Genomic DNA, 12551 nt, shown 5'->3' with positions numbered 1-12551 from the left:
AAGTAGACCACTTCTTCCTTTATTCCCGTATTCGGCCCTTATCCATCCGAAGCGACAAAAAAAGGCTGTGGATTGATTATCCACAGCCTTAGGATTTATTTACGTTTTTTCTTTTTCGTCTTCTTCTCTTCTTCAGCAAGCGCGGCACGTTCTGCTTCTTTCGCCGCAATCTTCGCTTCAGCTTGGACTTTCATCTTCTCACGCATCGGGAGCATGATTGCCATCGTCACGATGATCGAGATGATGTAACCGACGACCCAGTACATCGAGAGGGCAGCCGGAAGGGTAATCGACATGACGAAGATCATCACCGGGAAGATGTAGAGCATCATTTTCAATTGTGGGTTTTGTTCTTGGCCCGCCATTGAAATTTTTTGCTGTGCAAACGTCAAGATTGCCGCGAGAATCGGCAAGATGAACGTCGGATCTGGTGCCCCGAGGTCGAACCAAAGGAACTGCGCTTCAAAGATTTCAGGTGTCCGACGGATCGCATCGTAGAACGCGAAGAGGATCGGCATTTGAATCAAGATTGGCAAGCAGCCCGCGAGCGGGTTGATTTGATACTCTTGATACATCTTCATCATTTCTTCTTGAAGCTTGCGTTGCGTCTCTTGGTCTTTCGAGCTGTACTTCTCACGAAGCTTGAGCATTTCCGGTTGCAACACTTGCATCGCACCCATGCTCTTCGTCTGCTTGATCATAAGCGGTAAAATCAAGAGACGAACGATAATCGTCGCAACGATGATCGAGTATCCGTACTGCCACGTCCCACCGATTAAGTAAGCCGCTTCTTTCAACAACCATGCCAATGGCCAAACAAAGTATTTCGACCAGAAGCCTTCCGTCTCAGCCGTGATCGGCTCTCCTTGGATCGTCGATGGGTCGACACAACCAGCCATCAACATGATGACGCCGGTCATGACGGCCAACAATCCTAATTTTAGCTTTTTGCTCATAGTTCCTCCTACGCTTTCTTTATCGATTCTTTTGTTTCATCACACGTCTATCGGTCAATCCTAATTAGTTCGCATTATATATGAAAGAACGAGCTCGGATTGTTACGATCGATCGACTTGTCTCTGCTTCCAAACTTTAGCCCGTTTAAAGACGTGTTTCAAGCTTTCCGTCACTTCATCTTGTGTAAGGGACGTCGCAGGTTTGCGCGCAATGATGACGTAATTGTGCGGAGCCACGTTTGGTTCGAGCAAGCGAAGTGATTCACGCATCAATCGTTTCATCCGGTTTCGTTCCACGGCATTTCCAAGCTTTTTACTGACCGAAAGTCCGACCCGGAAGTGCGCTTGATCCGCTTTTTGCGTGTAGACGACAAACTGACGATTGGCCACGGAGCGTCCTTCACGAAACACCGCTTGGAACTCTTCATTCTTTTGCAGGCGGTATTCTTTTTTCAAAATTCTCACTCCATCCTTCACTTCAAAAATCGTCAACTAACATCATACCATATCCCATTCGTTTCAACGAGGGCGAATCAGCTTTTTCCGTCCGTTTGTGTGACTTCTGTGACGATATAAAAAAAAGATTGCCCAAGGAAAAATCCTCGGGCAATCTCATGATCTTTATTAGACAGTCAAGGCTTTGCGGCCTTTACGACGGCGAGCTGCAAGAATGTTGCGGCCGTTTTTAGTCGCCATGCGAGCACGGAATCCGTGGACTTTCTTACGCTTACGGTTGTTAGGATTGAAAGTTGGTTTCATGGTTAAAGCACCTCCTCAAGGTTAACGCTCTATTAGCAAGTTATAGTTTCATTTAAGGCAGTCTTTAAGATTATATAAACAGTTCCCCAGATTGTCAATGAATTTTCGTTAGGTTTTCCATTAGGGCGAAATCAATTGCCAGGGGAGGGGGAGACGATCTCTGGATGGCACGATTTAGAAGAAACGGAAGCGTTAAGTAACATCGAGAATTAACAATCTTACAGTGACTTTTTTACAAACAGCTGTCTTAAGCCATTTTATCCACATATCCCAAGAGTTATCCACACTTATATGTGAATAACTCCTTCTTTTTCAACAAATTAAGCATGCCGTTTTTTAATTTTTCATTTTCTTCTTTTAAAAAAATATTCTTCTCCATTCCTTCTTCCTCTTTTGTGTATAACTTTTCTGACCACAACTTTGCTTACTAACAATTATCCACAACATATCCACAGTTTATCCACACTGTACACAGCATGTGGATAACTGCCTGTGGATTCTTTTGGTCGTCTGTGGATAAATATCAAAAACCGTTGCCACGTCTATTTTATTTTGATAAACTGAATGTGCACAAACTTGTGGATGAACTTTTAGCAATTCCAAGATATACACAGGCTGTGGATAACTGTTATCCCCAACATCAACAACATGTGGATAACGTTATCCACAGTTTTTGTTCTCTGGGGATAACCCTAGTATCTACTATAGAATAGTGAATGTGTATATCATGTGAATAAGTTTCGCCAACATGTGAGTAAAGGAGGTCTTTCATTGAAGAATGCTCGCGAGATTTGGAGAAATGTTTTATCTCTGATTGAAGAAGAGGAACGAACGCCAAAAGCCAGCTTTGATATGTGGTTGAAATCAACAGAAGGAATTTCGTTGATGGGGACGACGCTCGTCGTATCCGCGCCAGCCAGTTTCATTGTGACTTGGCTTGAACGTCAGTACTTGTCATTGTTACAAGATACGATTGAAGAAGTGACAAACAACAAGCTTGAGATTCATTTTATCGAGGAGTCGCAAGCACACAAGTATGCACCTGCGGATGGATCGAAAGAAACGATTGCTGCCACAGAAATGAAAGAACAGCCGCTTCCAGTACTGCCAAAAGAGGAAGGGAACCTCGGACAACTGAATGACAAATACATTTTCGAGACATTTGTCATCGGCTCCGGAAACCGGTTTGCCCATGCCGCCTCGCTCGCCGTGGCAGAAGCTCCGGCCCGCGCCTATAACCCGCTCTTCATTTATGGGGGAGTCGGACTCGGCAAGACACATTTGATGCATGCGATTGGGCATTACGTGAAAGGGCAAAAGCCTGGCGCACGAATTGCTTACGTATCATCTGAAAAGTTCACAAATGAGTTCATCAACTCGATTCGTGACAATAAGACCGAAGAGTTCCGTAACCGTTATCGGAACATCGATGTCCTCTTGATTGATGACATTCAGTTCTTGGCCGGTAAAGAGCAGACGCAGGAAGAGTTCTTCCATACGTTCAATGCGCTTCATAACGACCAAAAACAGATTGTGATTTCTAGCGACCGACCGCCTAAAGAGATCCCGACGCTCGAAGATCGTCTTCGTTCACGGTTCGAATGGGGTCTTATCACAGATATCACACCGCCTGACCTCGAAACGCGGATTGCCATCTTACGTAAGAAAGCGACAGCAGAAGGGCTTGATATCGCGAACGACGTCATGCTGTACATCGCCAATCAAATCGACACGAACATTCGTGAGCTCGAAGGGGCGTTGACGCGCGTCGTCGCCTACGCCAAACTCGTCGGTCGTCCGATTGATCCGGATGTCGCTGCCGAAGCGTTGCACAATATCATGCCGGTCCAAGAAGCGAAGAAGATCGTCATTCGTGACATTCAAGAGATTGTCGGTCGTCACTTTAATATTGAAGTAGACGAGCTGAAAGCGAAGAAACGGACGAAGACGCTAGCATTCCCTCGTCAAATCGCGATGTACTTGTCCCGTGAGATGACGGAAAGCTCGCTTCCTAAGATAGGAGAAGAGTTCGGCGGACGTGATCACACGACAGTTATCCACGCTCATGAGAAAATTAGTACGTTACTCAAGCATGATCCAGAGATGCAAGAGACGATTCAGACACTAAAGAAGGCTTTGTCCTAACGTCTTGTGTTTCGCTGTGGATATCCTGTGGATAAACCCACATAGTTATCCACATGTTATTCACAGGCAGAATGGCTTAGTACGAGTGGTTCAAGTGACTTATCCCCAGTATCCACAGCCCTTATTACTATTATGATTTAAATAATACTATTATTATTAAACTATATGACTCAGTTCACTTAGGAGGAATTATCCACATGCACTTAACGATTCAGCGAGATGTATTCATGCAAGCCGTACAAGACGTATCGAAGGCCGTTGCTTCTAGAACGACGATTCCAATCCTCACAGGTTTAAAGCTTGAGGCTCATGCCGATGGGTTGACACTCACAGGAAGTGATACCGAGATTTCAATCGAACGCTTAATCCCGATTGAAGAAGGCGGAATCGAACTCATTCAAATCCAACGAGCAGGCAGCGTCGTGCTCAATGCACGCTTCCTTGGCGAAATTGTTAAAAAGTTGCCGACGAATGAAGTGACACTTGAAGTGTCTCCAAACTTTATGACGCGGATTGAGTCAGGACAAGCCGAATTCCACTTGAACGGATTCGACCCAGATGAATACCCACGTCTTCCTGAGCTTTCAAGCGAGCGTCGTTTTTACTTGCCGGCTGATTTGTTGAAGACAATCATCCGCCAGACGAGCTTCGCTGTATCAGCTCAAGAGACACGTCCCGTTCTTACAGGGGTTAACTTCTCAGCTGAAAAAGGATTTTTGACTTGTGTCGCCACGGATAGCCACCGTTTAGCCCTCCGTCGGGCACGGTTCGAGACCGACAACGATTTGACGTTCCAAAACGTTGTCGTACCGGGCCGCTCATTGAACGAGCTCGCTAAATTGCTCGACCGCGAAGAATTGCCAGTCGAGATTGTTTTGACGGATCAACAAATTTTATTCCGAATGAAAAACATCTCGTTCTTCTCACGTCTCTTAGACGGGGCGTACCCGGACACATCACGTTTGATTCCGGAAGAATACCGGACAGCGGTCCGTTTGAACGCTAAAGATTTCTTGCAGGCAATTGACCGAGCCTCGCTGCTCGCCCGGGCCGATCGCAACAACGTCATTAAATTTGTCGCGGAAGAAGCGACGACGGTTGAAGTTTCGTCCCACTCTCCAGAAGTCGGGAAAGTGTCAGAACGCGTCAGCATCCTGTCGCTTGAAGGAGAAGAGTTAAAAATTTCATTTAACTCTAAATTTGTGATGGATGCACTCCGTGCGCTTGATGCTTCAGAAATCGAAATCCAGTTTACGGGTTCGATGCGACCGTTCATCTTGCGTCCGGTCGAACAGGATAGCGTCCTTCAGTTGATCTTGCCAGTCCGTACGTCTTAAATCTGACGGAGCGGATTCGGGGATGATGAGGTGTTTCACCTTATCATCCCCGTTTTTGCCTTATTCGACGTTTTTCGATAAACTAATAAGTATGGCGATTTTTTGTACTAAGTATGAAAGAAAGGAAGTGACGACATGCAAAAAGTGTCGATTACAACCGAGTATGTAACACTCGGACAATTTTTGAAGTTGGCTGATATTATTTCAAGCGGAGGCCAAGCGAAGTTCTTTTTAGAGGACGTTCAGATCAAAGTGAACGGCGAGGTCGATCAACGTCGCGGACGGAAACTACGGGATGGGGATACGATTGAAGTCGAAGGCTTCGGAGACTTCCAAATCGAGGGGAACTAACGTGCACTTAAAGTCGATCCGATTGCAAAACTACCGCAACTACGAAACCCTCGAGCTAGATTTTTCAGAACAGACGAACGTTCTCATCGGGGAAAATGCCCAAGGGAAAACGAATCTACTCGAATCGATTTACGTACTTGCGCTCGCGAAGTCACATCGGACGACGCAAGACCGTGAACTGATCGGCTGGGAAGCGGATGCTGCGATGGTCGAAGGGCGGATTCATAAACGGACCGGTGAGACGGTCCAATCGCTCACGTTTTCACCGAAAGGGAAAAAAGCGAAATTGAACCATCTCGAACAACGTCGTCTCAGCGACTACGTCGGGGCCTTCAACGTCGTACTGTTCGCACCAGAAGACCTCGCCATCGTCAAAGGCAGCCCGCAAGGACGACGTCGGTTTTTAGATATGGAGATCGGGCAAGTGAGTCCTGTTTATCTACATGAATTAAACCAGTACTTGAAGACGCTAAAGCAACGAAACGCCCTGTTGAAACAGCTCTCAATCAAAGGCGGGGATGAGACACTGCTCGAGGTACTTACCGATCAAATGATTGAACTTGCGGTGAAAATCGTTTCACGGCGCCATCATTTCATCGATCAACTCGAAAAATGGGCCGGACCGATTCACGCCGGCATCACGCGAAACTTGGAGACACTGACGATTCAGTACGTATCGGATACATTCCAAAAAGAACGTTACCCAAAAGATGCGATGTTTGAAACGTATCGTCGAAAGTTTGATAAAATAAGAGAGAACGAACGAAGACGGGGTGTGACGTTATTTGGTCCGCATCGAGATGATTTTGAGTTGTACGTCAACAATCGCAATGTCCAAACGTTCGGTTCGCAAGGTCAGCAGCGCACAGCGGCTTTGTCTTTAAAGCTAGCGGAGATTGAACTGATTCACGAAGAGGTCGGGGAATATCCGCTGCTCTTGTTAGATGACGTGTTATCTGAATTAGACGACCATCGCCAAACCCATCTGCTCGATACGATGGGCCAAAAAGTCCAAACGATTATCACGACAACCAATATTGATGGGATCGCTCACGAAACGATTCAACAAGCAAAGGTGTTTCACGTGAAACAGGGCGAAGTTGAAACAGAATCTGTATGAAGTAAGACCAATCCATATGAACACCAATTCATGTATAGTAGGTGAATGAAACCGATGAGTAACGAAAACGAAAAACAAATGCAAGATTATGGTGCCGATCAGATTCAAGTACTTGAAGGGTTAGAAGCTGTTCGCAAACGCCCGGGGATGTATATCGGTTCGACGAGCTCACGAGGACTCCATCACTTAGTATGGGAAATCGTCGATAACTCGATTGACGAAGCACTCGCGGGACACTGTGACACGATTACGGTCACGGTCGAGCCGGGTAACTCAGTCGTCGTTGAAGACAATGGGCGAGGCATCCCGGTCGATGTTCAAAAGAAAACGGGACGTCCAGCCGTTGAAGTCATTTTCACGGTCCTTCACGCCGGAGGTAAATTCGGTGGTGGCGGATATAAAGTCTCAGGCGGTTTGCACGGCGTCGGGGCCTCGGTCGTTAACGCCTTGTCGACGAAACTTGAAGTGTTCGTTCGCCGTAACGGCAACGTCTACTACCAATCATTCAAACGCGGTGTTCCACAAGGAGAACTCGAAATTGTTGGTACGACTGATACGACGGGTACGACTGTCCGTTTCTTCCCGGACGGCGATATCTTTGAGGAGACGCTCGAATACGACTTTGATTTACTCGCCACACGTCTGCGCGAACTTGCCTTCCTGAACAAAGGGCTTCGCATCGTCGCAAAAGACGAGCGCAGTGATGAGACGATTGAACGCAACTATCATTACGAGGGCGGAATCAAGTCATACGTTGAACACTTGAACCGCTCAAAAGCCTCAATCCACGATGAGCCTGTCTATGTACATGGCACGAAGGATGGGATTGAAGTTGAGATCGCGCTTCAGTACAACGAAGGATTTGCGAGCAACATCTATTCATTCACGAACAACATTCCGACCCACGAGGGCGGAACGCACGAGACAGGGTTCAAAACGGCGCTCACGCGTTCAATCAACGACTATGCAAAACGCTTCGGTCTCATGAAAGAAGCCGACGGTAGCTTGTCAGGGGATGACGTACGTGAAGGATTGACGGCGATTGTCTCGGTCAAACACCCGTCGCCACAGTTCGAGGGTCAAACGAAGACAAAGCTCGGCAACGCTGACGCTCGTACAGCGACAGACTCGCTCTTCACAGACACGTTCGAGCAGTTCTTGCTTGAGAACCCGTCTGTCGGGCGATTGATTGTCGACAAAGGTTTAATGGCGGCACGTGCTCGTCTTGCAGCGAAACGTGCTCGTGAAATGACTCGCCGAAAAGGAATCCTCGAAGTCAGTTCATTGCCTGGGAAACTAGCAGACTGTTCATCGAAAGATGCATCGAAGTCTGAATTGTACATCGTCGAGGGTGACTCGGCCGGTGGCTCTGCAAAATCAGGTCGCGATCGTCACTTCCAAGCGATCTTGCCGATTCGAGGTAAAATCATCAACGTCGAAAAAGCGAGACTCGATAAGATTTTAGCCAACCAAGAAGTTCGTACAATTATTACGGCGCTCGGGACTGGGATCGCGGAAGAGTTCGATCTCGCGAAGGCGCGGTACCATAAATTGATTATCATGACCGATGCCGACGTCGATGGAGCCCACATTCGGACACTGCTCTTGACGTTCTTCTACCGTTACATGCGTCCGCTCGTTGAAAGCGGCTATGTGTATATCGCGCAACCGCCACTTTACGGCTTGAAGCACGGAAAAGACGTCACCTACGTCCAAAATGAACGGGAACTGCAAGAAGCGATTAAACAGCTTCCAGAAAATGCTCGTTACAGTGTACAGCGTTACAAAGGTCTCGGTGAGATGGACCCTGAACAGCTGTGGAGCACGACGATGAATCCAGAGACACGCTCGATGCTTCGTGTCGACCTTCAAGACGCCATTGAGGCGGATGAGATCTTTGAAACACTCATGGGTGACAATGTCGAGCCGCGACGTGACTTCATCCAATCACATGCGCATTACGTGAAAAACCTCGATATTTAAAAAGAAGGGTAGGCAATAACGAATGGCAGAACAAGAAAATATCAAGGATATAAATATTAGCCAAGAGATGCGCACCTCGTTCATGGACTATGCGATGAGCGTAATCGTGTCACGTGCCCTCCCAGATGTACGAGACGGTTTGAAGCCGGTTCACCGCCGCATTCTTTATGCGATGAACGAACTTGGAATTCGTGCTGACAAGCCCCATAAGAAATCGGCCCGTGTGGTCGGTGACGTTATCGGTAAGTATCACCCACACGGTGACTCTGCCGTTTACGAGACGATGGTTCGGATGGCACAAGACTTTAGTTACCGTTACGAACTCGTAGATGGCCACGGAAACTTTGGTTCTGTCGACGGTGACTCGGCGGCAGCGATGCGTTACACAGAAGCGCGGATGTCGAAAATTGCGATGGAACTCGTCCGTGATATCGGGAAGAATACAATCGATTACCAACCGAACTTTGACGGGGAAGAAAAAGAACCGGTCGTCATGCCTGCCCGGTTCCCGAACTTCTTGGTTAATGGAACGAGCGGGATTGCAGTCGGGATGGCCACGAACGTACCGCCGCATAACTTGAACGAAGTGATTGATGGGGTACTTGCATTGACGCATAATCCGGATATCACGATTTCTGAGTTGATGCAGCATATTCCTGGTCCTGATTTCCCGACAGCTGGTGAGATTTTAGGACGTAGCGGAATTCGCCGCGCCTATGAGACGGGTCGTGGATCGATCACGATGCGTGCCAAAGCTGAAATCGAAGTGTTGAAAAATGGCCGTGAGCGCATTCTCGTTCATGAAATCCCGTATCAAGTGAACAAAGCGCGCCTCGTCGAAAAGATTGCCGACTTGGTACGCGACAAGAAAATCGAAGGCATCACCGACCTTCGTGACGAATCAGACCGTAACGGGATGCGTGTCGTCATCGAAGTACGCCGGGATGCGAATGCCAGCGTCATTTTGAACAACTTGTATAAACAAACGCCGATGCAAACGACGTTTGGAGTCAACATGCTCGCCCTCGTCGGCGGTCGACCGAAGACCCTCAACTTGAAGCAGGCGATTTATTACTATATCGAGCACCAAAAAGAAGTCGTTCGTCGTCGGACACAATTCGACCTCGACAAGGCTGAGGCACGTGCGCACATCCTCGAAGGATTGCGCGTGGCACTGGATCATTTGGACGAAGTCATCGCCATCATCCGTAGTACACGGACCGGTGACGAGGCTCGCGAGAAGTTGATCGCTCGTTTTGGATTGTCGACTGAACAGACACAAGCGATTCTCGACATGCGTCTTCAGCGGTTAACTGGACTTGAACGAGAGAAAATCGAAGGCGAGTATCGTGAGATTCGTGCCTTGATTGAAGAACTTCGTGCCATTTTAGGGGACGAAGAACTCTTGCTCCAAATCATCCGCAACGAGTTGACAGAAATCAAGGAGCGTTACGGCGATCCACGTCGGACGGTAATCCGTACGGACATCATCGAACTCGAAGATGAAGATTTGATTCCGGTCCGTGACATGATGATCACACTTACGAGTGAAGGATACATCAAGTCGATCCCGAGTGACTCATATCGTACGCAACGCCGTGGTGGACGAGGGAAACAAGGAATGGGCACGAACGATGAAGACTTCGTGTTACGTCTTTTGTCTGCATCTACGCATGATACGATTCTCTTCTTTACGAATTTCGGCCGTGTCTTCCGCTTGAAAGGCTATGAGATTCCTGAGATGAGTCGGACTGCGAAAGGGATGCCGATTATCAACTTGCTCCAAGTCGATAAAGGAGAGAAAGTCGAAACGATGATTCCGGTCGATTTCCAGAGTTACTTGGCGGACAAGGCCATCGTCGAGGATGGCACTGAAGACTCGGAAGCGGAAGTGGCGGATGAGCAATTGTCGCTCGTATTCGTTACGAAACAAGGACTCGTTAAACGTTCACCGCTCTCGGCGTATGCCCGCATCAATAAAAATGGACTTCGTGCCATCAGTTTGAATGACACCGATGAACTCGTCACCGTTCGTCTCGCGAAGAGCGACGACGAAATGTTGATTGTGACCCGTGAAGGGATGTCGATTCGTTTCCCACTTGAAGGGGAAGTGCGTTCGATGGGCCGTACAGCTCGCGGCGTTCGTGCCATCCGATTGAAAAAGGACGATGATCAAGTTGTCTCGATGGAAATCGTACGACCGACACAAGACGTATTGATCATCACGGAAAAAGGTTACGGAAAACGTACCGCAATGGAGCAATTCCGTACGCAAGGTCGAGGTGGTTCTGGAATCATCGGAATCAAGACCGACCGCGGCACCGTCGTCGGTATGCGAGTCGTGGATGAGGACGACGATATCATGCTCATGACCGAGCTCGGTGTCGCCATTCGAATTGACGCACAGACGATTTCACAAATGGGTCGCAGTACGCGCGGTGTGAAAGTCATGAACATCGAGGACGGCGATCGCTTAGCGACCATCGCAAAATTGAAAAAAGATGAGCTAGAAGAGGAATCAGCAGATGAGATGGAGAATGGATTTGATGGTGAAGCACCAGAAACCGACCTATCGTCTGAAGTGACCGAATAAGGCGAAACAGGTCGAACGGAGCTTCCGTTCGACCTGTTTTCATACGATCAGGAGGGATGAGCATGCGACTCGCTATTTCAAACGTTCACGTAGGGATGGTCCTAAAAACATCGGTCTCTTCATTAGAGGCTGGCATTAGACTGACGAATGAACATTTACGCTTGCTTCGGTTTTTAAAAGTGGAGACGATTGAAGTTGCTCCTGTGGAACGTCGTCGCTTCACGCAAGAAGAAGAACGCGATTTGTGTGAGAAGATCCTCCAATATGAACGTCACTATAATCAATGGGAGGAACGGATTGCTCCGAATCCCTATGAAGCCTTAGAGTTTATCCATCAATTGTTTCGTCGTGATTATCCATTATCAGCTATCGTTACATTTTTCACGAAACAACCACTTCGAAAAAATCACGTCATTCATCATGCGATTTATCGCGCACTCGTTGCAAGGACCTTGTCCAAGTATCGGGGGGATGAACATCGACTCCAGTTCGACTACGGCATCGCCTCGTATTTTGCAGACGCCAGCTACGCAAAAATTCGAAAATGGTCGCATATGCGTTATTTCACAAAAATGGAACGAGAGTTATTGTATCAACATCCACTCGTATCGATGGCGATGTTGCCTCAAGATCAGACGCTGCGCCAGCGCGTCAGTAAGTTGGTTGCGGAACACCATGAGCGTCTTAATGGTTCTGGCTTTCCGAATCGTCTCGAGGAGCGGTCGCTCCATCCGGCCTCGCCGCTGTTCATTGTGGCAGATCGATTTTGTCAGTTGACAGCCCCACGCACGTTTCGAGACGCTTTGACACCGGAAGAGGCATATTTCTATATGTGGCAAAATGAAGCTTACGATGGGGAAGCACTTACCCTTTTGGCGACATTGCTTGGATTTTATGAAGTCGGTCGAACTGTGTTGTTGAGTAGTGGGGTTCGAGGTACCATCCGTAACTATACACCGAACGTCGAACAACCGATTGTCATATCTGAACCGACGCAAGAAATGTACGATTTGACTCGTTTAGATGAAGTTCGAATCATTGCATTCCAATGATCTGTGGTGTGTTTCTTCTATATAGTGGCGACCGAAAACACACCACGTTTTTATTCTTTTAAAATATTTTATTTTTATAGTTGACGAATAGTAGAGCAGGTGCTATTATTAATGAGTCGCTAAGAGCGGCAGACGAACTTTGAAAACTGAACGATGAGGCAAAAAAGTTTTACAATTTTTGAATGAAGCGCAAGCTTCGTCATTTTTAAAGAGCTATATCAAATTCTTTGGAGAGTTTGATCCTGGCTCAGGACG

At 47.6% G+C, this 12551-nt stretch carries 10 protein-coding genes; 7 read left to right on the top strand and 3 right to left on the bottom strand.

Annotated elements, in window-relative coordinates:
- Nucleotides 1–95: 95 nt before the first annotated feature.
- The 3 genes from yidC to rpmH all read right to left on the bottom strand — a co-directional run bounded on the left by yidC (nucleotide 96) and on the right by rpmH (nucleotide 1715).
- Nucleotides 96–956 carry a membrane protein insertase YidC gene (gene yidC, locus KNP64_RS12175; RefSeq protein ID WP_034780298.1) on the bottom strand — a complete coding sequence of 287 codons (861 nt, stop codon included), beginning with the start codon at nucleotides 954–956 and terminating at the stop codon, nucleotides 96–98.
- Nucleotides 957–1058: 102 nt separating this feature from the next.
- On the bottom strand, nucleotides 1059–1412 hold the full coding sequence (gene rnpA, locus KNP64_RS12170) for a ribonuclease P protein component (protein ID WP_034780297.1): 354 nt from the start codon (nucleotides 1410–1412) through the stop codon (nucleotides 1059–1061).
- 168 nt (nucleotides 1413–1580) lie between these two features.
- Complete coding sequence (gene rpmH / locus KNP64_RS12165; RefSeq protein WP_015880216.1) at nucleotides 1581–1715, bottom strand: 50S ribosomal protein L34; 135 nt, start codon at nucleotides 1713–1715, stop codon at nucleotides 1581–1583.
- 771 nt (nucleotides 1716–2486) lie between these two features.
- Here rpmH and dnaA point away from each other — a divergent pair.
- The 7 genes from dnaA to KNP64_RS12130 all read left to right on the top strand — a co-directional run bounded on the left by dnaA (nucleotide 2487) and on the right by KNP64_RS12130 (nucleotide 12296).
- Complete coding sequence (gene dnaA / locus KNP64_RS12160; protein ID WP_021067847.1) at nucleotides 2487–3860, top strand: chromosomal replication initiator protein DnaA; 1374 nt, start codon at nucleotides 2487–2489, stop codon at nucleotides 3858–3860.
- A 197-nt stretch (nucleotides 3861–4057) separates the two neighbouring features.
- The gene (dnaN, locus tag KNP64_RS12155; RefSeq protein WP_214793767.1) at nucleotides 4058–5197 is read left to right on the top strand and encodes a DNA polymerase III subunit beta; all 1140 of its coding nucleotides are present in this window, start codon (nucleotides 4058–4060) and stop codon (nucleotides 5195–5197) included.
- A 135-nt stretch (nucleotides 5198–5332) separates the two neighbouring features.
- Nucleotides 5333–5548: a S4 domain-containing protein YaaA gene (gene yaaA, locus KNP64_RS12150; RefSeq protein ID WP_034780295.1), complete on the top strand. Its 216-nt coding sequence runs from the start codon at nucleotides 5333–5335 to the stop codon at nucleotides 5546–5548.
- Nucleotide 5549: 1 nt separating this feature from the next.
- Nucleotides 5550–6668, top strand: coding sequence for a DNA replication/repair protein RecF (recF, locus tag KNP64_RS12145; protein WP_034780294.1), 1119 nt, complete (start codon nucleotides 5550–5552; stop codon nucleotides 6666–6668).
- A 54-nt stretch (nucleotides 6669–6722) separates the two neighbouring features.
- Nucleotides 6723–8651 carry a DNA topoisomerase (ATP-hydrolyzing) subunit B gene (gyrB, locus tag KNP64_RS12140; RefSeq protein WP_034780293.1) on the top strand — a complete coding sequence of 643 codons (1929 nt, stop codon included), beginning with the start codon at nucleotides 6723–6725 and terminating at the stop codon, nucleotides 8649–8651.
- 22 nt (nucleotides 8652–8673) lie between these two features.
- Nucleotides 8674–11244, top strand: coding sequence for a DNA gyrase subunit A (gyrA, locus tag KNP64_RS12135; RefSeq protein WP_214793770.1), 2571 nt, complete (start codon nucleotides 8674–8676; stop codon nucleotides 11242–11244).
- Nucleotides 11245–11306: 62 nt separating this feature from the next.
- Nucleotides 11307–12296: an HD-GYP domain-containing protein gene (locus KNP64_RS12130; protein WP_138858550.1), complete on the top strand. Its 990-nt coding sequence runs from the start codon at nucleotides 11307–11309 to the stop codon at nucleotides 12294–12296.
- Nucleotides 12297–12551 lie beyond the last annotated feature (255 nt).

Origin of the sequence: Exiguobacterium sp. s64, assembly GCF_018618035.1 — a bacterium.
Lineage (GTDB): Bacteria > Bacillota > Bacilli > Exiguobacteriales > Exiguobacteriaceae > Exiguobacterium > Exiguobacterium mexicanum_A.
The sequence above is the reverse complement of the archived record's forward strand: the minus strand, read 5'-3'. Positions and strand labels throughout refer to the sequence as shown.

Excerpts from the sequence above, each read along its gene's own strand:
- yidC (WP_034780298.1), bottom strand. The coding sequence starts at position 956 with ATGAGCAAAAAGCTAAAATTAGGATTGTTGGCCGTCATGACCGGCGTC.
- KNP64_RS12130 (WP_138858550.1), top strand. The coding sequence starts at position 11,307 with ATGCGACTCGCTATTTCAAACGTTCACGTAGGGATGGTCCTAAAAACA.
- rpmH (WP_015880216.1), bottom strand. The coding sequence starts at position 1,715 with ATGAAACCAACTTTCAATCCTAACAACCGTAAGCGTAAGAAAGTCCAC.
- yaaA (WP_034780295.1), top strand. The coding sequence starts at position 5,333 with ATGCAAAAAGTGTCGATTACAACCGAGTATGTAACACTCGGACAATTT.
- gyrA (WP_214793770.1), top strand. The coding sequence starts at position 8,674 with ATGGCAGAACAAGAAAATATCAAGGATATAAATATTAGCCAAGAGATG.
- gyrB (WP_034780293.1), top strand. The coding sequence starts at position 6,723 with ATGAGTAACGAAAACGAAAAACAAATGCAAGATTATGGTGCCGATCAG.
- dnaN (WP_214793767.1), top strand. The coding sequence starts at position 4,058 with ATGCACTTAACGATTCAGCGAGATGTATTCATGCAAGCCGTACAAGAC.